17 protein-coding genes and 9 pseudogenes are annotated in these 19,325 nt (G+C 61.4%); 12 read left to right on the top strand and 14 right to left on the bottom strand.

Annotated elements, in window-relative coordinates:
• Positions 1 to 70: 70 nt before the first annotated feature.
• Positions 71 to 1,137: pseudogene (locus AC0WRY_RS34415) on the top strand (hypothetical protein).
• 100 nt (positions 1,138 to 1,237) lie between these two features.
• Here the strand turns inward: AC0WRY_RS34415 and AC0WRY_RS34410 are convergent.
• From AC0WRY_RS34410 to AC0WRY_RS34395, 4 genes and pseudogenes are all read right to left on the bottom strand, one after another.
• Positions 1,238 to 1,612: pseudogene (locus AC0WRY_RS34410) on the bottom strand (IS630 family transposase); the annotation flags it as partial.
• Positions 1,603 to 2,417, bottom strand: a pseudogene (gene ltrA / locus AC0WRY_RS34405) (group II intron reverse transcriptase/maturase); the annotation flags it as partial. The pseudogenes ltrA and AC0WRY_RS34410, both read right to left, overlap by 10 nt.
• A gap of 526 nt (positions 2,418 to 2,943) precedes the next feature.
• A pseudogene (locus AC0WRY_RS34400) lies at positions 2,944 to 3,447 on the bottom strand (helix-turn-helix domain-containing protein); the annotation flags it as partial.
• Positions 3,444 to 3,785: a hypothetical protein gene (locus tag AC0WRY_RS34395; RefSeq protein ID WP_128929782.1), complete on the bottom strand. Its 342-nt coding sequence runs from the start codon at positions 3,783 to 3,785 to the stop codon at positions 3,444 to 3,446. The pseudogene AC0WRY_RS34400 and the gene AC0WRY_RS34395, both read right to left, overlap by 4 nt.
• Before the next feature lie 154 nt (positions 3,786 to 3,939).
• Between AC0WRY_RS34395 and AC0WRY_RS34390 the strand changes: the two are divergent.
• The 3 genes and pseudogenes from AC0WRY_RS34390 to AC0WRY_RS34380 form a co-directional block, all read left to right on the top strand.
• Positions 3,940 to 4,229: pseudogene (locus tag AC0WRY_RS34390) on the top strand (chorismate-binding protein); the annotation flags it as partial.
• Positions 4,226 to 4,516 carry a type 1 glutamine amidotransferase family protein gene (locus AC0WRY_RS34385; protein ID WP_347339917.1) on the top strand — a complete coding sequence of 97 codons (291 nt, stop codon included), beginning with the start codon at positions 4,226 to 4,228 and terminating at the stop codon, positions 4,514 to 4,516. The pseudogene AC0WRY_RS34390 and the gene AC0WRY_RS34385, both read left to right, overlap by 4 nt.
• On the top strand, positions 4,488 to 4,883 hold the full coding sequence (locus AC0WRY_RS34380) for a hypothetical protein (protein WP_206733205.1): 396 nt from the start codon (positions 4,488 to 4,490) through the stop codon (positions 4,881 to 4,883). Before AC0WRY_RS34385 ends, AC0WRY_RS34380 begins: the two co-directional genes overlap by 29 nt.
• 237 nt (positions 4,884 to 5,120) lie before the next feature.
• Here AC0WRY_RS34380 and AC0WRY_RS34375 read toward each other — a convergent pair whose 3' ends face one another.
• Entirely contained in the window at positions 5,121 to 5,369 is a 249-nt protein-coding gene (locus tag AC0WRY_RS34375; RefSeq protein ID WP_206733545.1) for a hypothetical protein, read from the bottom strand.
• On the opposite strand from AC0WRY_RS34375, the gene AC0WRY_RS34370 reads away from it, so the two are divergent.
• The 4 genes from AC0WRY_RS34370 (at position 5,368) to AC0WRY_RS34355 (ending at position 8,386) form a co-directional block, all read left to right on the top strand.
• Positions 5,368 to 6,135 carry a hypothetical protein gene (locus tag AC0WRY_RS34370; protein ID WP_206733544.1) on the top strand — a complete coding sequence of 256 codons (768 nt, stop codon included), beginning with the start codon at positions 5,368 to 5,370 and terminating at the stop codon, positions 6,133 to 6,135. The genes AC0WRY_RS34375 and AC0WRY_RS34370 overlap by 2 nt on opposite strands.
• Positions 6,136 to 6,143: 8 nt before the next feature.
• Entirely contained in the window at positions 6,144 to 6,524 is a 381-nt protein-coding gene (locus AC0WRY_RS34365) for a hypothetical protein (protein WP_206733201.1), read from the top strand.
• 393 nt (positions 6,525 to 6,917) lie between these two features.
• Positions 6,918 to 7,280 (top strand): ATP-binding cassette domain-containing protein, encoded by a 363-nt coding sequence (locus tag AC0WRY_RS34360; RefSeq protein ID WP_206733200.1) that lies wholly within the window; start codon positions 6,918 to 6,920, stop codon positions 7,278 to 7,280.
• A 14-nt stretch (positions 7,281 to 7,294) separates the two neighbouring features.
• Complete coding sequence (locus AC0WRY_RS34355) at positions 7,295 to 8,386, top strand: hypothetical protein (protein WP_206733199.1); 1,092 nt, start codon at positions 7,295 to 7,297, stop codon at positions 8,384 to 8,386.
• A gap of 352 nt (positions 8,387 to 8,738) precedes the next feature.
• On the opposite strand, the gene AC0WRY_RS34350 is transcribed toward AC0WRY_RS34355, so the two are convergent.
• The gene (locus tag AC0WRY_RS34350) at positions 8,739 to 9,470 is read right to left on the bottom strand and encodes an ATP-binding protein (RefSeq protein ID WP_128929783.1); all 732 of its coding nucleotides are present in this window, start codon (positions 9,468 to 9,470) and stop codon (positions 8,739 to 8,741) included.
• Complete coding sequence (locus AC0WRY_RS34345) at positions 9,430 to 10,278, bottom strand: coiled-coil domain-containing protein (protein WP_128958633.1); 849 nt, start codon at positions 10,276 to 10,278, stop codon at positions 9,430 to 9,432. The genes AC0WRY_RS34350 and AC0WRY_RS34345 overlap by 41 nt, the downstream gene beginning before the upstream one ends.
• A gap of 104 nt (positions 10,279 to 10,382) precedes the next feature.
• On the opposite strand from AC0WRY_RS34345, the gene AC0WRY_RS34340 reads away from it, so the two are divergent.
• Entirely contained in the window at positions 10,383 to 10,853 is a 471-nt protein-coding gene (locus tag AC0WRY_RS34340) for a hypothetical protein (RefSeq protein WP_128958632.1), read from the top strand.
• A gap of 589 nt (positions 10,854 to 11,442) precedes the next feature.
• Here AC0WRY_RS34340 and AC0WRY_RS34335 read toward each other — a convergent pair.
• From AC0WRY_RS34335 to AC0WRY_RS34325, 3 genes are read right to left on the bottom strand one after another with little or no spacing between them, the layout of a single operon-like run.
• Positions 11,443 to 12,219 (bottom strand): ATP-binding protein, encoded by a 777-nt coding sequence (locus AC0WRY_RS34335; RefSeq protein ID WP_128929785.1) that lies wholly within the window; start codon positions 12,217 to 12,219, stop codon positions 11,443 to 11,445.
• Entirely contained in the window at positions 12,200 to 12,796 is a 597-nt protein-coding gene (locus AC0WRY_RS34330; RefSeq protein ID WP_488230385.1) for a hypothetical protein, read from the bottom strand. The genes AC0WRY_RS34335 and AC0WRY_RS34330 overlap by 20 nt, the downstream gene beginning before the upstream one ends.
• 5 nt (positions 12,797 to 12,801) lie before the next feature.
• The gene (locus AC0WRY_RS34325; RefSeq protein ID WP_167506287.1) at positions 12,802 to 13,329 is read right to left on the bottom strand and encodes a metallophosphoesterase family protein; all 528 of its coding nucleotides are present in this window, start codon (positions 13,327 to 13,329) and stop codon (positions 12,802 to 12,804) included.
• A gap of 24 nt (positions 13,330 to 13,353) precedes the next feature.
• Here AC0WRY_RS34325 and AC0WRY_RS34320 point away from each other — a divergent pair, with 24 nt between their 5' ends.
• A complete protein-coding gene (locus tag AC0WRY_RS34320) occupies positions 13,354 to 13,881 on the top strand; it encodes a type IV toxin-antitoxin system AbiEi family antitoxin domain-containing protein (RefSeq protein ID WP_232995616.1) in 528 nt (175 codons plus the stop codon).
• Positions 13,871 to 14,789: pseudogene (locus AC0WRY_RS34315) on the top strand (nucleotidyl transferase AbiEii/AbiGii toxin family protein). The gene AC0WRY_RS34320 and the pseudogene AC0WRY_RS34315 overlap by 11 nt, the downstream one beginning before the upstream one ends.
• Before the next feature lie 227 nt (positions 14,790 to 15,016).
• Here AC0WRY_RS34315 and AC0WRY_RS34310 read toward each other — a convergent pair.
• Positions 15,017 to 16,151 (bottom strand): annotated as a pseudogene (locus AC0WRY_RS34310) (IS3 family transposase).
• A 137-nt stretch (positions 16,152 to 16,288) separates the two neighbouring features.
• Complete coding sequence (locus AC0WRY_RS34305; RefSeq protein ID WP_128955101.1) at positions 16,289 to 16,645, bottom strand: hypothetical protein; 357 nt, start codon at positions 16,643 to 16,645, stop codon at positions 16,289 to 16,291.
• Between AC0WRY_RS34305 and AC0WRY_RS34300 the strand changes: the two are divergent.
• Positions 16,617 to 16,993: pseudogene (locus tag AC0WRY_RS34300) on the top strand (response regulator transcription factor). The gene AC0WRY_RS34305 and the pseudogene AC0WRY_RS34300 sit on opposite strands and share 29 nt — an antisense overlap.
• A 123-nt stretch (positions 16,994 to 17,116) precedes the next feature.
• Here AC0WRY_RS34300 and AC0WRY_RS34295 read toward each other — a convergent pair.
• Together AC0WRY_RS34295 and tnpC are read right to left on the bottom strand one after the other, a co-directional pair.
• Positions 17,117 to 17,707, bottom strand: coding sequence for a YecA/YgfB family protein (locus AC0WRY_RS34295; protein ID WP_128955102.1), 591 nt, complete (start codon positions 17,705 to 17,707; stop codon positions 17,117 to 17,119).
• A 29-nt stretch (positions 17,708 to 17,736) separates the two neighbouring features.
• Positions 17,737 to 19,300, bottom strand: a pseudogene (gene tnpC, locus AC0WRY_RS34290) (IS66 family transposase).
• Positions 19,301 to 19,325: the final 25 nt, after the last annotated feature.

The raw sequence follows: 19,325 nt of genomic DNA, 5'->3' as shown, positions 1-19,325 counted from the left end.
GCGCGCGGCGAAACAGGCTCCGATGATGGGATCAAGTCATGGATGAGCCTCCGGAGAATGTTCCGCACGACTGCCCGATCCCGCCACGATCGAGGCGGTCCTCGCCCGTCTTCCGATCGGAGCTAACGAAACGGCGCTGGCGGCCGCGCTGACAGAGACGTTTGCTGGATTCCCATTTTCGACGGCGGCCATCGATGACCAGTATTGGCGCGACAGACGCTCGGTGATCGCCGCTGACGGGACACGGATCGCAGAATACCGGTCGTGGATGGAAGCCGAGCTTGCCAAGAACAACGGCGACATCGGCGCGCTCTGGACGCGATTGCGCCAGAGCGATCTTCAGACTTCTGAATGGCGCGGTAAGACGGTCTACGCCTTCGCGCCGACTGGATCGGGCGCGGCGGACTATGTGCAAATCCGTCTCGGCCGGGAAGTCGAATCGCGTGCGGGGCCGATCGTCAATCGACGTACCGCCCTTGGGGCAAGGACGAATTACTCGATCCGTCATGGATCACGCACGAAGAGATGTCCGACAACAAGGTCATCGCGGGTCCGCTCTATCGGATGCTTGGGCGCGCGGGCAGCAGCGTCATCTACGTTCGGAGTTACCTTACGCGGTGCGCCCGACTCGAGCGCGAGAGGCGCGAGGCGCAGCGGCCGGAGATGGAACGTCGTGCGGTGCGTGAAGTGACACGGGAGGGCACAACCGAGACGCCGTTTCTTGAACTGGTGCCGGACTGGTTCGAGTTCGTACCGCGGGAGAACCGTTTCTTCCAGGACTGGGACGAATCGAGCGCCTCGGCTGAACGCGTCTACGCGCACTGGGCCCTCGATATTTGCGACTACGACCACAAAGGCACGCGCGAGGTTGGATTTGTGCCGCGTCCCCTTCATCTGCCGGACGAGAGGCTTGGCGTGGGAGGTGCGTCCGTCCATTTCTTGATGGACCGCGTGGAAGCGATCGACCGTGAAGTCGGCGTTCCATTCGGCTGGTTTTTTCTGATTACGCATGGCAATCGCGTCGAGCCGGAGGTTGGTCAAACCATCGCCAAGGGCCTCCGCGATCAGCGTGTCATCTTGCCCAATCGGGATGCTCGAGTGCTTCTGCGCTGGGCCGAACGGCCGTATGGATTCTAAGAGGACGACGGCTGCGGGAAGCTGGCTTTGCTCGACTTGTCGGGACGGATGTCCGTTGCAGGTCCTGCGATGATATCGACCGCGTCCTCGTTAGAGCGTTTCACATTTTGATTGAAGCATAACCTGAGTTTGCGAAGTAGTTGGCGCATTCGCGGGGCTGGACCTCCTGGACGAGGTGACCGATATGGCGCCAGGTGTCCTCGAGGGTGCGCTTCTGGGCTTGCCGCATCCAGTGTTTGATCTTGGAAAATGCCTGCTCGATCGGGTTGAGGTCGGGCGAGTATGGCGGCAGGTACCAGAGCCTGGCGCCAGCCGCCTTGATCATCTGTCTGACAGCGTTCGACTTGTGGCTTCCGAGATTGTCGAGAATGACGATATCGCCCTCGCGCAAGGTCGGCAGGAGCAGGTGCTTCACGTAAGCGCGGAAGCATTCGCCATTGATCGGGCCGTCGAAGACGAAGGGTGCCGTGAGTTGTCCTTGCAGTAAACGATCTGCGTCTTCGTCGGATGCATCTGAAGTCCGCACACTTCCAGCCTCGCTTGAAGCTCCGCCTTAATGGCTTCTGCTTCTTGCTCGGTCCGGCAGTGCACCAGTCCGTCATCGGCATACCGACACCAAGGAAGGTCGGGATGTGTCCGCGCCATCCAGAGATCAAACGTATAATGCAGGAACAGATTGGCCAGTATTGGGCTGATCACGCCCCTTGAGGGTTCCGCGGATCCGCTCAACGAGCTTCCCGTCCTTTTCCCTTGATGCCGTCAGCCATCTTTCGATGTAGAGCAGCGCCCATTTGCATTTCACGTGTCTCCGGACCGCCTTCAGCAAGAAGATCATGCGGGAGATTGTCAAACAGTCCTTTGATGTCGAACTCCAGGACCCAATCATATTTCCAGCACCGCTGACGCGTGACGCCCACGGCGTCCAGAGCCGATTTTCCTGGCCTGTGACCGTAAGAGTCCGGCAGGAAGATGGATTCCAGTTCCGGCTCAATCATCCGTTTGACCACCATCCGATCGCTGATAGTGGGCACACCTAAAGTCCTTTCGCCGCAGGTCTTCTTTGGAATGGAGACGGCGAGCACCGGAGGTGGAAAGTACACCCCCGACGACATCCGATTCCAGATCTTGTAGAGATTCCCTGCAAGGTCTTTCTCGAACATCTCGAAGGTCTGTCCGTCCACTCCAGCCGCTCCGCGATTGGATTTGACCGCCTTGTACGCTTCGTACACTCGCCGCTTCTCAATCGAGAACGGCTTGTTTATCGCACTGTTCGAAGTCATCCTGTTTCCAGTTGGTCCAAGAGTACGACTACCTGACCCGATCCCTTTGCTCCGTCCCCATTACAGGGCCCTCAACGCTCCTACGGATCGGTCCGCCCCAGTCTCTTGCATCGGTACTCCCGCCTCGCGGTTGGCACCGCTTGCGCTTCTCCCTTGGCATCAAGAGCCTGGTTCCTGCAGTTCCACGCGAAAGCCTGTGTCCGACTCACGCCCCCTCTACGCCGGTCGCCGCCCGCCCAGTCGTCAGGCATCTGGCGGACGTGTCCCAGGTTGACGAGACGGTCCTGGTTTTGACGACACTTGAATTAATAACGACGCGTCTCAGGAGGGTTCACTTTCGTTCGTCTTTCGGACACTCACCTGCTCGGTATATTCCGAACTTCTGATCCGACGCTCACCACCACAGCTCTTTACCGCAGCAGCTCGGATTGGTTTGAGACCCGCCCCTGAAAGCTGATCTCGGGGGCCCGCCCCCATCTTTCTCGCAGCTTCACCATCGGTCTTAGTTCATTTGAACTCCTTCCGCTGTCTGCAGCACACTCTCATCGATGAAGACGAGCCGGCCCGGATCGAGCCCGGCCTGCCAAGATCGCCAACGCAGGCGCCTACGAGAGACGTCGGCGCGAGCCTGTTCGAGGGCGAACAGTGTTCTTTTGAACCGCAGCCCCTCCCGGCGCAGGAACAGCCAGACTGCGTTGTGTGAGACCTTGACCCCACGGGCTGCCAGCTCTGCCTTCAGACCATGCAGCGTCAGGTGCGGCGTCTCGGTGATCCGCTCGACGATGAAGGCCCGGTGCGGATCAAGCACAGGCTTGCGGTGACCACCCATCTTGCCGGGGGCTACCGAGCCGGTCGCTCGATAACGCTGAGACCACTTCACGACTGACGAGACCGCAACGCCAAACCGTTCCGCCACAGATCGGCAGCTCTCACCCTTGGCAACAGCGGATACCGCGCGCTTACGCAAATCGTTGGAAATTGGTCGGACCATCAGATGCTGGCCTCCAGCCCAGCCAGCATCTTGAATCATATTCGCCCCAGATCCGGGATCCCTTCCGATTCAATAAATCTGTGAACCGCTCTAGGTCGGAGTTCGACCCGTACGGAGCCTCCGTTTCCAACATCCTCCAATGCGGCTTTCCAGACCCGCCGTATTGCCCGGCCGAGTGTGGCGGGATCAACTGGACAGTCTGTGACGAGCGGAACCATGACATTGCCGGTCACGCCGGCCGCTTCGTAGGCTTTGATGATCGCGAGGGTGGCGCGAGAGGCGGCGACCACTGACATCGCTTCGACGAGATCGAGGGGGACGATGCCGTTGGTTTTCGGTGTCCGGACGATGGGGATTGTGGCTGTTTCGATCGTCAAGTTCGCGTCCGCGCTCGATTGGTCTGCATCCTAGTATCGGTTGGCCATAGTGGTGCAACAAATCTTTGCGTGTCAACCCCCGGTAGTGATACCGCCCTGCGCAGTAGGGCCGCGTGATGCTGATCGATCGCGCAATGATGTATTGTCGTGTGGATGCGCCGTCGGCGGCTCCATCACCGGGGCACCGAAGGTGCGCTCGATGGAAATTATTGCGGAAATCGAGCGCGTGGCGCGAGAGGTATATTGCGGGGCGATCGGCTTCAACGGGCACATGGACACGAACATTGCGATCCGCACTGTCACGATCGACGACGACCTGGCCGTATTTCATGCCGGCGGTGGAATAACGGTGCTGTCGGACCCAGAGGCCGAATCGAGGAGACGCTCGCCAAGGCTCAGCGGATCTTTGATGCATTTCGTGCTGAAGCAGCTGGTGCACTTTGATTGCCATCATTGACAACTACGATTCCTTCGCCTTCAACATTGCCCGCTATTTCCGCGAGCTTGATCAAGCAACGGAGGTCGTCCGAAACGACTTGGCGAGCATCAGCGATCTTGTTGGCCTCAAGCCGCGCGCGGTCAGCCTTGTACTCAAGTTGCCGGTCCTGAATTTGGATCCGCAAGGAACATCGCCGCTGCCGGACCTTCAATTCGCTGGACTGATAAGCGTTCACAGGGTAAGTGCCGGCAAAGGGGGCAAACGTGAACGAAGACTCACCGGCACCGCGTGACATTCATCTGCTTACTACCGACACACTGCTCGCCGATTTGATCGGCGGGCGAGCCGTCGCTGTCGCCGCGGGCGACCATCTTTCGATAGACTCAGACGATGCCCGCGCGGTGTTGGATTGGTATCGCCGCAATCGGGGCAAGTGGGCCGGTAATCTTTCCGCAGGCGACGTCGAGGCAATCATCAACGTCATTGGGACGGAGCCGCCGACGCTGGAGACCGCGGCTGATGATGGTCAAGCTCGCACTGTCAAAGTGTTGCGGCTGGTAAAGGTCGTCGCACACCGGTTTGCTGGGCTGCACGTTTACGGTCGTTCCACCGCGCCTCCCGACACGTTCGTCTTCGAATCTGGCAAGACTGTCACCTAGGGCGCCGATGGTTCGGGCAAGACGTCCATCGCCAACGCCATCGTCTGGTGTTTGACCGGTCACCTCATCCGCTCCCAGCGCCCACCCGAGGAGGGACCGACCGAGTTCGTTTGCGAGGCCGCGCGCAACGACGACACGGTAACGACGCACCCGATGTCGGCAATCACGCCTATGCCACACAAAGCTAGCGATCTGCCTGCGGACGGCGAGGCGATTCCAGCCGACAGTTGGGTCGAGCTAACCTTCGTCGACGCCCACGGTGACCCGCTGCCACCCCTCCGCCACCAGGAGGGCCGCACCCCGCGCGGCAAGATCACCGAGACACCGCCCGATCTCGACGCAATCGGCATCGACCCAATTGCCTCGCGCATTGCGACGACCATGCCCGCGCTGCTGCCGTTTCTGGCGGTCGGCTCTACGTCGCAACTCGGCGAGGCAGTCGCCCGCCTGACCGGCCTCGCTGACCTCGTCGATCTCGCCAAGCATGCCGGTAAAGCGTCCGAGCGGATTGCCAAGCGCACGACCAAGGAACTCGAAGCCCAACGCATCAGTCGTAGAACGCTACCAGCAGGCTGCCGACGACCTCGCCGGCGCCGTCGCGGAATTTCCCGCCATCGCATTCGAAGGAGATGCACCTGCGGTCGATGCTGAGGATTCCAAAGGCGGAATCCAGAAGATCAATGAGCATTTCGCGGCCCTGAAGGCGACGGCACTGGCCAAGGCGCGCGAAGTATTGGGCGAACAATTCAACCCCGAGGACAAGAAGGCCCGCGACGACCTCGAGGCGAGCATTCGGCCAGCCATCGAACAGCTATCGAAGCATCTCAGCGAGTTGCCCTCCATCGCGCGGCTCTCGGCCCTGTCGGCGAGCGCCGACGAGATCGCGGTGGTCGCCAGACTGTTGGCGCAGATCGATGCCGAGGCGGCGACGCTGGCCGCGCTTGCTGCGAGCCCCGACCGCGCGCGGCGGGCGCAGCTGTACGCTAGGCTTTCCGCCTGGATGCACGAGCATGGCCATGCCGATGACGGCATGTGCCCGGTTTGCGTCGGCCCGCTCCACGGGGAATGCGATCCGGTTACTGGTAATACGGTCAGCGACCACCTAGCGGAAGCCACGCGAGACCGCGAGGTTATCGCGCGCACCGTCGCCGAATGTCGTCGCACTGGTGCAGTCGCCTCCTCCAAGATCTTCCGCCTACCCTCGCGAAGGAAACCCGCGGCGACTTGCCAGGGTCACCCATCGACTTATTGAGAGCTGGATTGATTGACGAACTGTTCGGGACGGAATCGTTCCGCGGTGCGCTATCGGCGCTTCGCGCCGATGCTTCGGCGCTCGTGGATGAGCGCCTCGCGACTTTGCCTGCCTTCGAAGAACCGGACACTCGTGTGCTGCCTGCCGTATTGGTGACTGGAACGACGGCGTTGCAGCGGATAGTCGACCGCACTGTGCGTGCGTTGGCGTTCGCCGAATGGCGCGGAGCCAACGCCGCAGCACTGAAGAGTTTCCTCCAGCCGTTCGGCGCGGCCAGGACGGTGCCGCCGACGCGAGCCGGGCGATCGGCCGCCGATTGTCATCGCTGCTCGCGATCGTTGAGGGCGTCGCGCCGCTTAATACCGCGATCGAATATGTTCGCCGGATAGAAGCCGCCCGCGTGGAACATGCATCGAAGCAGGCGCGTATGGACGCCTGCTGCAGGGCCGTATCCGCGCTTGATCTGCTTGTGCCACTCGCCGAGCTCGCCCAGTCTCAGGTTGAGGCGCTACGGGCGAAGCTGCACAACCGGTCGGAGCACTGGCGGCGCGCGATCTACCGCAACGCGACCGGCTTTGCTCCCGACCTTACCGGAACTGGTATGGACGCACGGGGCGTACTTGAGCTCAAGGTCGGCCGCGAGGGCGTGACCGCACCTGCCCAGCATGTCTCCAACGCTTCTGCGCTGCGCGGCGCGCTGCTCGGCTTCTTTCTCGCCTTCCGCGAGCACGTCCTCACAACCCGCGGCGGTCTGTCATTGCTGGTGCTCGACGACCCGCAGAATGCTCGACAACGACAATCGCGAGCGCCTCGCGCGAGGTTTGGCTGGGCTCGCCGAGGCGGGCGCTCAGCTTCTAGTGACCACCCACGATCGCAAGTTCGCCCGCTCGCTCGTTGCCGAGAATCGTGCCGCCGACCGCGTTGAGCATCTATCTGTCCACCCGGTGAACGCGGTGCGGCCGACTCTCATCGTCTCGCCAGCGATCGAGGAGATCGATCGCGGGCGCCACGCGTTTCATATGAACTCCGATTCCGCTTCTGACGCACAGAACTATGCGGCCTGCGCGTCTTCCTCGAATCGCGGCTCGGTGATCTATTCGATGATGTTGCTCATCCCGCGTATGCCACATCGACGAAGCCGCTGACGCTCATCCCTCTGATGGACAAGCTGCGCGGGCTCGTCTCGATCGGGACAGGCGAACTGTTTGCCAATCCGGTCGTCAAGCGGTTCGCGGAGGATACCGCCCTCGCCGAAGGGGCGGAGCCGCGGCGTGTCCTCAACACGTCGCACCACGACAAGGCGTCGATCAGCTACATGGACGTAAAGGCTGTCGAAGCCGACTTCGCGCGGCTGCGGACCAGCATCGAAAAGGTCCACGAACAATTTCGCTTGTACCGGTGGCGCGAGCCACTCGCGCCTTCCGAGAGCAGAACGGACGTCGCGCCCTTGCGGCCGATCATCCGCCCCACCTTTTCCGTTCCGCTCTGCCCAGAAATCGCCGCGTTCGTCGGCGAATTGCCCGTGGGCGGGACGCAAGATGTTGCTGTCGAACGGCTTAGTGGCGAATGGTTCGAGGGCAAAGCGCTCTTCTACGTCCGCGGCGACACGTTGGGCTTTGCTATCCCCGGCGGCGCGGTCGCGATCGTCGAGGTTGAACCTTATCCTGGCCGCGACCAACATCTTGTGATTGCTCAGTATCGCAATCGAGTGCTGGCACGACGGCTGGTGACGTCACGTGGCGCAATCGGTGTCTCGCTAGCTGCGCAGATGCCCGACCCGCGGACCTCGCGCCCGACACTGACGTTCGACGAGAGCAAGCTGCGCGTGCACCGCATTGTCGGCGCAATCTTCACCGATATGCCGCCGCCGCCTGGAAGTGGCGAGGCAACGCCTGTCGATATGGTGCCGGAGCTTGCGCACGTCGTCGTCGCTTACCGCGTCAGAGAGGACAGCGCCGTTCCACTCGCGCTTCCCGGTCAGATCATTTTGGGCGGCGCCGAGCTAACAATTGGCTATCTCGATCGATGGGAGAACACACTTGTCGCAGTAACGCTCGATGATGGTACGAGCATTCTCAAGCGGGTCGGTGCCCGTCTGCCCGGTAAGTTGGCTCACCTCCGCCAATTCGAGACGATCGGCGGCCTCGGTTCGTCGATTGTCCTCGCGACCGAGGCGACCGATATCTTCGGCGTGATACCGACCTTGGTCACTGCGCGAGGAGTCGTTGGCGTGCTGTATGATTGCGCGTGATCAGGCGACGGAGTCGTTCGGATCGTTCGCAGGTACACCGAACGCCCGTTTTCTAACAGAGAGTGCAGATAGTCGCCTCACTGCTATCGGCCAGTCTTTGCAGTTCCCGAAATTGAAGTCGCCCGCAATCTCATCCAATTTCAACCTCGCCCATCGAGATCCTAAAGAAGATCAACGCCGCTGCGGTGCTTTGTCGGCGATGCGATTACCATCGGCAAGGCCCCTGCATAGCCGATGGCGGCTTGAGGAATAGCCTCGGCAGCGCGCTCCGCGTGCTGGCTCACCGGCCGGGCTCGTGAACGAGCCCACCCGCCGTCCGGCTTCGATCCCTCGCGCTGATGCCGTCTACCCGTCAGGCCACGTTCTTTATCGGAACCCCGCGGGGTTCGAGAACCGCGGTCGCCACATGCCCGTCGAAAGCTGTGCGGGCAACGCCGACCAGATGCTGATGATGAGTGAAGAAGAGCACTTGCGTCTTTTCCGCCAGCTGTTGCAGGACTTTGAAACCAGCCGCAGCCCGCGCATCGTCATAATTGATGAAAAGATCATCGGCGATAAATGGCGCTGGCGCGGAATGCGTAAGATACTCTTCTACGGCAGCGATGCGTAAGGCCATCAACAACTGATCGGCCGCGCCTTCGCTCAGTCCTGATACTGGGACGGCGCCTCCATCCCCGCGCAGACCCGCTAGGTGCGGAACATCCTTCTCATCGTATGCGAGCGTAAGCCGTTCGAAGGAACCGGCGGTCAGGATCGAGAACAATTCCCCGGCTCGCTTGAGCAGCGGCGCCTGCTTTTCACGCCGGAACCGCTCGATCGCCCATCTGAGGATCACCGACGCCGAACGAACGCGCGCATATTGCGCGGCAGCGTCGCCGCCGACGGCCTCGAATACGCGCTCGGTATCTTTACTGTGCTGGATATTGGTCAGTTGCCGCTCCCGGACCTCTTCGAGCGATTTCTTCAAAGTCTGTTCCCGCGCCGCAGCCTGGTCGGGATCGTTGCTGTGGCACTCCTCGGCGAGAACCACTAGGCCAAGACCGTCACCATCGGCTTCGAGCGTCGCGCAACCGCGCCCGTTCATCCTTGAGCGCGCGTTGTTGGTCAGACCGCTGAATAGCTTCGCGCAACGCGTCGATCGTTCCAGCGCCGGCCGCCCGTTGGAGCCCTGTCATAATGACCCGCGCGTCATTTCTCGACCTGTCGCAGTCGTCCAGCTTCTTCTGAAGATTTTCAACCGCTTCACTCTTCTCGTTAAGTGAGTCACGCGCCTGCTTCGACGCATTCAATCGTGCATGAAGCTTGAGGGCGGCCTCGTCTGCGTCCTCACCCGCCAGCTGCACCGACACCGATGCAACGAGCCTTTCGACCTCCGTTGCAAACGCCTTGATGTCGCGCTCGATCTTTCCGATTCGCTCGTGCTGCAAGTCCGCAATCTTAACTGACGTCTCGCGCATCTGGTCGATCGCGTCGATTTGCTCCTGAATGGTCTCAATGGGACCTTCAGCCGAAAGACTGAGCGCCGCCAAGGCGTCCTTCCACTGCGCATTCCAGGCGGCGCGTTCTTTCTCGGCGCCCTCGACCACACCGCGCTTGCGCTCGACGTCGGCCTTGAGCTTCCGCTCATCGAGCGCAAGCTCGGTCCGCTTTTGCGCATTCGCCTCTTCCGTGCGGATGCGCACTTCCGCCGTCGCCAAAATGCCGTTCAGGGGCAGGCTGCCTGCCGAGGCCGCAATCGCCGTATCCTGCAGCAAGCCCACTAGCTGTCGCTTGGCTTCTGCGATTTCGTGTTGCAGCGACGTTGCCGAGCGAGCTGCGCCGTCGCGCTTGGCGATCTGATCCAGCAGATCGGCCCTCGCGTCGAGCCAGTCGAGCATCTCGTCAGGGGGCAACGGGCCATCCGTGACACCGTTCCACATGCCGGCCCAGGCATGGCCAAGGCGCTCCGCTCTGCAGCTAACGAGGCAAGTTCTTGCTTGTTGGAGTCGAGAGCGTCTTGCTGGTCGGCGATCTGCCGAGCCAGCACCATGGCCGCAGCCGTCGACTCTGCGTTCTGAAACCGCTGATCCGCCGCCGCATCGGCATGGCCGACAGCCGTTTCATAGGCGTGGAGCAGCGCGTCGCCATCTGCGAAGGCGCGCTCTTCCGATTCCGGCACTGCGATATTGTCGACATGCCGACGCCTGATGATAGGCCATCCTGCGTCCCGGCGTTCCCGCAGCTTCGTCAAATCCTCGGCCGACACGATCTTTTCATCGGATACCAACCGCGCGTAGGACTTTCGATTGTTCTCGACAGCCCGAGTCGGATCGCGGATAGCCGCTTGCTGGCTTTGAGTACGGCCTTCAAGATCGCGCACCGCGTCGCGATGTGCCTTCACTGCGGCTTCGACCAGGATTTTCATGGCGCGCAAACTCGTCTCGTCAACGACCGCGGGATTCATCATCGCCATTTGCTGCCGACATAGTTCATCCGCGTCCCGATACTCTCGCTGGGTAGCCAGGAGAGGAGCGTCAAGATCGCCCAAGGCGGAAGTGGATTTGACCACGCCCGCCAAGCCCGACAGATCCTGGGGGGTCCCGATCGCCTCAATGCGAGCCTGGAGATTGGCCAGCTTTTCGCCCGCGTCTTCAAGGGTCTTCTGGGCATTCTCGACGGCCGCAAAGCGGCCGCCGCGAGAGGTCAGCAAGCCTTGCACGGCCGAAGCTTTGGCACGCGGCGGGATTCTATCAACCAGCTCGGCGGTCTCACCCGTCCAAGCCAGTTCGGACGCGGCCCACTTGAGAGCGTCTTCCGCCGCTGCGAGCTCCGCCCGCCGCTTTGGCAATCAGCTCTTCCCGAAGCGAGCTGGATTCTGAGCTTGGACAGGCGTTCGATCTCCGCCTCATGGAGCAGAACGTTATCGTCTATCGCGATCGCGGCGCGCTCAGCGCTGAACGTTGCTATCTGTTTCTGAAAGGCTGTGATGCGCGCCTCCGCGGCGGCGTTATCGGCCGACGCCTTGTCGAATTGCTTCGCGGCATCAGCGGGCAGATCGGCAACGACGCCGAGGGCCGTTATCTCGTATTCGATTTCGCCGAGACGCCGTACGTTGCGATAAACGCGCCGGACGCGCACGATTTTGGCGAGCTCGGCGACTTGCTCTTCGATCTCTTTCTCGATCTGGACACAGCGTCGCGCGCCTCTTCATAGGCGGATTTCAGCTCCTGCCATTTGGTCGCGGTGACCGTGTGTTGGCGCAACGTCGCTTCGGCCTCTTTGAGACGTTCCTCCGCCTGGTAATATTTCCGGTGCCCCGCCCTGCGGCTGCCCCACAGCCCGTCCGCTTCTTCCTGCATCGCCGCCAGTCGATCGCGAAGACCGGAGACGCCCGCCCCCGCGGCGAACAAGGTCGCGCCGACATCGTCCTTGGCCTGGATGATGTCCCGGCCGCCATCGCGCAGGCGCTCATGGGCGAGACAGAACATCCGGCAGAAGAATGCGCGATCTATCCCGCCGACCAACGGTCCAAGCAGCCCGTCGCCCGCAGGAAGAGGCAGCTCGTCAAGGCCGAGCAGCGTGTCCTTGTTGCCCTTGCGCCGCCGGATCGATAGCTCCGTTCCCTCACGTTCCAACGTCGCGCCGATGCGCAACGCCGCGTTCTCATGAAGAACGTTTCTTGCAGACTGACCCGGAATCCCGAACAGCAGCTCTTCAATCGCCGACATCGTCGTCGACTTGCCGGCCTCGTTCTCGCCATACACGATATGAAAATCGGGCCCTTCAGACGGAATATGAAGCGAGGCTTCGGTGAAGTGTCCGTACCGGATCAGGTCAAGGGAACGGACACGCATGGATCACCGCCTCTCTCGCAGCCAAGCGCGCGCTCAGATATGCGCCTGCCTGCTCAATCACCGCGCCAAAGTCTTTGTTGATCGCCGCCTCCAGAAGCGGATCGTCGATATCCAGCGCGGCATCATGCGGAAGCCTGCGGACGAGATCGCCCAGATCGCTCGCGATCTCCGCCTGCAAGTCAGCGTCGTCCGCAGCATGAGCCAGCAGGACAGGGAGATCGTTGATCGCGCTCCCATCCGACAGAATGCAGACCGCCGATGCCGATCTGGTCACATTGATAACGCGTTCGATCCAGGCGACCTCTTCACCGAGCGCGAGGGCTGCGGCGCGCGCTTCCGCCAGCAATTGCAGCCCGGAGGCCAGCAACTCGCCATGGAGAGCGGTCGCGCCGCTCAGCTGGATGCGGCAGGCCAGCAACCGGCCCTCTGCGTTTCTGGTGGCCTCGCCGATGATGCTCTTGATTTGATCGATGACGTCCCCAAATCGTGCGCGTTCGCCAACCGGCACGTCGAGATATATCCATCGCACGACGTCGGTATGCAATGGCTCAATGCCTTGCAGCGCGCCGTCCCTCACCGTGATCAACTGCGCCGACTTTGCGCCGGCTTCGCGGATATGGCGGCCTTGCAGGTTGCCGCAGAGACGTGCGGCTGCTCGTGCAGCACGCCGCCCTGATGCACGTGTGCAAGAGCCCAGTAGTCGTAGCCCTTGTTTACCAGTTCATCGAGCGTACCCGGTGCGTAATTCTCATGGGGGCCTTTCGGTCCTCCACGGGCGGTGTGTAGAACACCGATGTTGAAATACCCCTTCACGGGCGGTGGATAAGCCGCCGCCGCGTTATCCGTCGTCGCCTGCATACGGAAGCTCTGACTGTGGATCGCAACGCGAGGATCGTCGAGTTTGAAGGTCTGGGATTTGCGATAGCTGAACACCTGCACGTTGTCCTGGAGTGGCAACCGTTTAGTGATCTGACTTTCAACGTCGTGATTGCCGTGAAGAACGAAAGCCGGGATGTTCGCCGCGCGCAGGCGCCCCATCTGCCGGACGAAAAGGAGCCCGGTCTGAAAATCGCGCCAGTCGCCATCATAGAGATCGCCGGCGATGATCATGAAAGCAACCTGTCCGTTGATCGCTTGGGTGACAAGGTCCTCGAAGGCTGCTCGGGTCGCCGTTCGGATTCTTTCAGCCGCGGGACCTTCCTGACCGCTCAGACATCCGACGCACCGTTTGGATCTCAGCCGGTCGGCGTCGAGGATGCCGCATTCAGCCTGTCGGACAACGATAACAGCGAACTTGCGCTCAGCCCCTGGAGATGGCCGATCAGGATGTCTTCGCCTGAGAGAGCGATTCTCGAAATGCTGGATGAGCTCCCTGCGGATGAAAGCTTCCAAAAGGTCGATACGCTGTTCGAGGGCTTGGTGAGCCTGCGACCAAAACTGCTGAACCAACTGCTCGAGGAGTGCCGCAGCATCAAAGTCAAGCGCTTGTTTTTCATTTATGCGGACAAGCATGTACATCCGTGGCGAAAGCACATCGACACCGCCCATATAGAATTGGGCCGCGGTGACCGCAGCCTTGTGCAAGGCGGGCGGCTTCACCCGACCTGTCGCATGACAGTTCCGGCCGAGCTCGTGCCACAGGAAACGGTCGATGGCGCGTGAACGATACATGCGCCAGGTGGAGCTGCTGGTCCGGACATTGCCCTACATCGCGAGTCAGGACAGCTTCGCTCTGAAAGGCGGCACCGCGATCAATCTCGTTTATCGCGACATGCCACGACTGTAGGTCGATATTGACCTCGTCTACTTGCCGATCGGCGACCGCGACGCAACCCTCGCAGGGATCGACGCCGCTCTTGATCGCATTCGCGAGGATATTCAGCGTGATCTCCGCGGCGTCAGCGTTCAGCGCATCGCCGGCAGCGACAATAACGACACGCGGCTCCTCGTCCGGCAGGCTGGCGCCGAAATCAAAGTCGAGACGTCACCTGTCGCATGCGGCAAGGTTCACGCTCCCGAGCTTCGCGTCGTCAGCGATCCGGCCGCCGAAGCCTTCGGATTTGCGGAGATGCAAGTGGTGGCATTCGAGGATCTCTTCGGCGGCAAGCTCAATGCTGCTGTCGACCGACAGCATCCGCGCGACCTCTTCGAGGTGAAGTTTCTGTATGACAATGAAGAACTGACCGACGCGCTCTACCGCACGTTCCTCGTCTACGTCGCAAGTTCGGGGCGTCCTCCGCATGAACTCGTCCGTCCGTCATTGTCAGAACTTGATGACATCTTTGCCAAGGAGTTCGAGGGAGTGACGGTGCCGCCCGTCGGCCTCAACGAGCTCAAGGCAGCGCGGTCGCGGTTATTGTCCGATATGCTTGCACGGCTCGACGACGCGGCGATGCGCTTTCTGCTAACGCTCCATGACGGCGAGCCGGACTTCGAGGCCTATCGGCTTACCGCAGGCCGCGCAATTACCGGCGGTTCGGCGGAAGCTGCTCAATATCGCAAAATTGAAAACGCAAAATCCTGAAAAACATGCGCAGTTGCGTTCGGAGATCGAAAAGCTGCGGTCATAGCCCCTATAGCGGGTGTCTCTTCGTGCCTCGGCGAGATGCATTTCGACCAAGGCGTGACCAAGCCATATAAATGCGCGACCCACCCTGAGACGAACTAGTGGTCGCCGCCGACAAACTTGGGTACACCAAAGAAGGCGTCCCATTCGAATGACCTTGGCCGCGTAACTGACCTGGTCCCGGTTGTCTGAACAGCAACTGCGCGTCGATAAGTGGAGCCTCTGCCGGGTTTAGGCTGCCGTGCGAAGCGGCAGCGAGGTGAAGTAGGCTTGATCCGGTGTGCCGCCGTCAAGGCTCGAATGTGGACGGCGGCAATTGTAGAAGTCCAAATAACGGCCGATCGAGGCGCGAGCTTCGCTGACGCTGTCGTAGGCCCGCAGATACACCTCCTCGTATTTGACGCTGCGCCACAGCCGCTCGACGAACACGTTGTCCCGCCAGGCGCCGCGGCCTCCATGCTGATGGCGATGTCATTGTCAGCGAGCACTCCGGTGAACGCCGCGCCGGTGAACTGCGAGCCCTGGTCGGTGTTGAAGATCTCCGGCTTGCCGTGACGGGCCATGGCATCTTCCAGTGGCGCGACGCAGAATGCGGCCTCCATGGTGATCGACAGCCGCCACGACAGCGCCCGGCGGGTCGCCCAGTCCAGCACCACGGCCAGATAAACGACGCCTCGTGCCATCGGGATGTAGGTGATGTCCATCGCCCAAACCTGGTTCGGACGCGTGATCTCCATACCGCGCAGCAGCTATGGATAGATCTTGTGCCCGGGCTCGGGTTGGGTGGTGCGCGGACGGCGGTACAGCGCCTTTATCCCCATCCGCCGCATCAGCGGTTTGAAATGCCGGCGGCCGATCTTGCACCCCTCTGCAGCCAGTAGGCGTCGCAACATACGCGAACCGGCGAATGGAAACTCCAGGTGCAGCCGGTCGAGCCGCTGCATCAGCGCGAGGTCTTTGGGCGACACCGGACGCGGCAGGTAATCGACGCTGCCGCGGCTGATGCTCAGGGCTTCCGCCTGCTTGCTGATCGGCAGATCGTGTTCACGGTCGATCATCGCTTTGCGCTCAGCAATCCCGCCTTGGTGAGCGCTCCTTCTAAAAACTCGTTCTCCAGCGTCAACTCGCCGATCTTGGTGTGCAGCGACTTCACGTCGATGGTGGGTTCGGCGATCCGACTCCCGCCGTCCGGACCGAACACATCGGCAGCGCCGCCTTCGAGCTGCGCCTTCCACGATGTGATCTGATTGGGGTGAACGTCGAACTGCTCCGCCAGTTGTGCCAGCGTGCCGTCACCCTTGAGGGCGGCAAGCGCCACCTTCGCCGTGAAAGCCGCAGTGTCGTTCCGCCGTGCTCGTCTGCTCATCGTCGCTCCTGATTCGCGGGTCAATCTTGCCCGCCGTCAGGCAGAAACTCCACTTATCGCGCTGTTCAGATTTGCGGGACCAGCTCAAACCTCGCAAACTCATGCTGATATCGGATTGATCACTCAAATCGTCAGTGTCATCGAGGGTCGCCGACCTCTGCCCAGAGGAGGCGCTCCTGCTCGGCCTTCAGCTCTTCGAGAGATACCGGGATCGGATGGAGGTCGAGATTGTACATCGGCAATGGCCAATGCCGATACAGTACATTGACATGATCCTGGGTTACGGATTCGTCCGGCAAACTTTCGGAAATCAGCCGGTCCAGAAGTTGCTCGGTTAGACGTTCCGCGTCTTGCAGCGTCTCCTTCTCCCGACACTCAAGCTGCTCCCAAACCTCTGATGTGGCTCGTAGCCCCTCTACTGTGAACATTCCGCAGGCGGAGCAGCCCGGATCACGAGCAATCAGTTTGTCAAAGCCTTCTATCATTTCGGTCATCGACAATGATCCATCCGTTCGCAGTGCAACGAGCAATCTTCTGGCATCGTACGGATACGCGGTCCTTGCCTTTGCCTCCGCCGAGGAGTTCCTGCGCGCTGCGGCATTGGCCGAGACGACCTGCGTGATTACCGACGTCCAAATGTCCATGATGAGCGGAATTGACCTGCTGATGCATATGCGAAGCCCCGGTCATCGTATGCCGTTCATCTTCATCACGGCGATGGGGTGCGCGCACGAGCGATCAAGGCTGGCGGGATCTGCTTTCTTGCCAAACCGTTTTCCACGGCTGCGTTGATCAAGTGTTTGACCATTGTACTGCCGGGGTCAGGCGACACACACGCGTGAGGACCTTGGCCCCCTCCCCACGGCCTTCAGTCCCAAAGCGGGGATGCATTGCGAGATTCCCGTAGGTTGCGCTGCCGCGGTTATTTTGAAGGTAACCGGCATGAGCTCCCACGTCCGCAGTGATCAGTGAGCGCGGGCGTAGCGGATCGGCATCCAGTATTGCCGCAAGGCTTCGACCGCCGTGGGAATATCGGCGTGGGCGTTACGCAGAAGTTTCTTGGTCTCGCGGCCGCTTCGTGGCGGTCCAAGCAGCGGTCGGCCCTGATCGTCGCGACAGTGCAGCAGGATAGGTAGAAGTAGGCCGTGATTGACGTTGCCGATGTCCAGCAACGGTGCCCACGCCAATAGCTTGAGCCGCATCGCGGCGTAGAAGCCTTGGCACCATGGTCGCGGATCGACGTCTCCACTGGGTTTACGCCGGTGCATCGGCGCGAACCTGTCGGGTGCGGTCGAGAGGGTGTTGCTGATGTCGTTGTGACGCAGGACGACAGCCGATATGGCTGCAAACTCCGGGGTGCCGCCGTGGTTGAAGGCATCGGCATCGATGGCGAGCAGCGGGCAGATCCAGTCGAGTGGGCTCATCGACACCGGTCCGGCCACGATTGCGGCGACGTAGCCGTCGAGCATGGGGAGATTGGTGGCGTCAGGATGCTGATCGACCCTAGCCTGCAGCCATCGCTCGAGCTCCTCGAGTGGCATCGCGGCTGCCGTCATTGACGACGCTGCTTTATGACGACCCGGGCTCATGCCGCGGCCTGTGCGGTGCGCTGGCGCGCCGCCTTCCAGTGCCAGGCGAGCAGTTCGCGCAGTTGATGGCTCTTGGTTCCACCGGAGACAATGCGCTCCAGCACGTCGGTCAGATAGGCTTGCGGATCGAGCTCATGGAGCTTTGCGGTGTTCATGAGCGACGCGAGGATGGCCCAGCTCTCGGCACCGCCTTCGCTCCCGCTGAACAAGGAGTTGCGTCTTCCCATGGCAATCGGGCGCATGGAACGCTCGACCGTGTTGGAATCGACCTCGACGCGGCCATCGCTGAGAAGCAGCGTCAGTCCGTCCCAGTGATTGAGCGCATAGTTGATCGCCTCTGTCAGCTTCGATTGGGAAAACAGCTCATCTCAATCAGTAGCGCATTGAGCGCCACCATCAACGGGGCGCTCCTGGTGCGGCGGGCGGCCAGCCGCTGCTCCGCACTGCTGCCGCGGATCTCTGCCTCGATCGCATAGACCGCCTGCAGCCGTTCAATCACGTCGCGCGCGAATGGCGACTGCGTGGACTTGTACACCTGGACGAATTTGCGTCGAGCATGGACGAGACAAAAGGCGAGCTGGATCGCGCCGCCATGACGGCGGGCCACGGCCTTGTAGGCGGCATAACCGTCCACCTGCAGAACGCCGCAAAAGCCCGTCAACTGTCCGGCGATCTCCTCGGTGCCGCGGCCGTCGGCGAATACGTAGGTAACCGCCGGCGGCGAGGGGCCACCCCATGGCCGGTGATCCATAGCATGCGCCCAGAACTGGCAGATGCGGGGACGATGTCGTCCTGGATCAAGCACCGGCATCGGCGTCTCGTCGCAGAACACGCGCGGCGCAGCCTGAATGATCCGCAGCTACAGCTCATAAAGGCTCCTGAGCCACCAGGCGGTACGTTTGACCCAACCGGCGAGTGTCGCGCGGTCAAGATGGATGCCGTGGCCGGCCAGGATCTGAACTTACCGGTACAGCGGCAAATACCAGGCGAACTTCGAGACCACCATATGGCTCACGAGGGCCGTCGAGGCCATACCGCCCTCAATCAGGCGCGGCAGCACTTTGGCTGGACCGCGCCATCGGTGCAGCCGCGGCAGCCGTATTTGGGACGGATCGTGCGCAGCACGCGCAGGAGCGCCGGGATCACGTTCAACACCTCGCTGACGTCCTCGCCGATCTTGTGAGGCTGGCCCTGGCAGCACGGGCAGGCCGTCACCTCCGGCTCCAGGACCTGCTCACAGCGCGGCAGATGCTTGGGCAACGCGCCGATGTTGCGGCGCGCCTTCTTACGTAGCTTATCGGACGGCTTCACCGCAGGTGCATCGTCGTTGGCAGCTGCAGGCGGCGTGACACTGGTCTCAAGATCGTCAAGCTCAAGCGCAAGCTGTTCGGCCACGAGCGTGGCAAGGCGTTCCGAGCGCTTCCCGAAGATCATCTCCTTGAGCGTCTGCACCGCAACACGCAGCTTCTCGTTCTGGGCGTCGAGCGCGAGCACCATCTCCGTTAGAGCGGCTGGATCAGTCGGGAAACGTCCCGGGGCGTATCGCCATAAATGGACCATACCTCCGCGCGCCGCAGGCTCCAGC

It is taken from the genome of Bradyrhizobium sp. T-12, from assembly GCF_058314695.1.
This window is presented reverse-complemented; position numbering and strand designations above follow the sequence as displayed.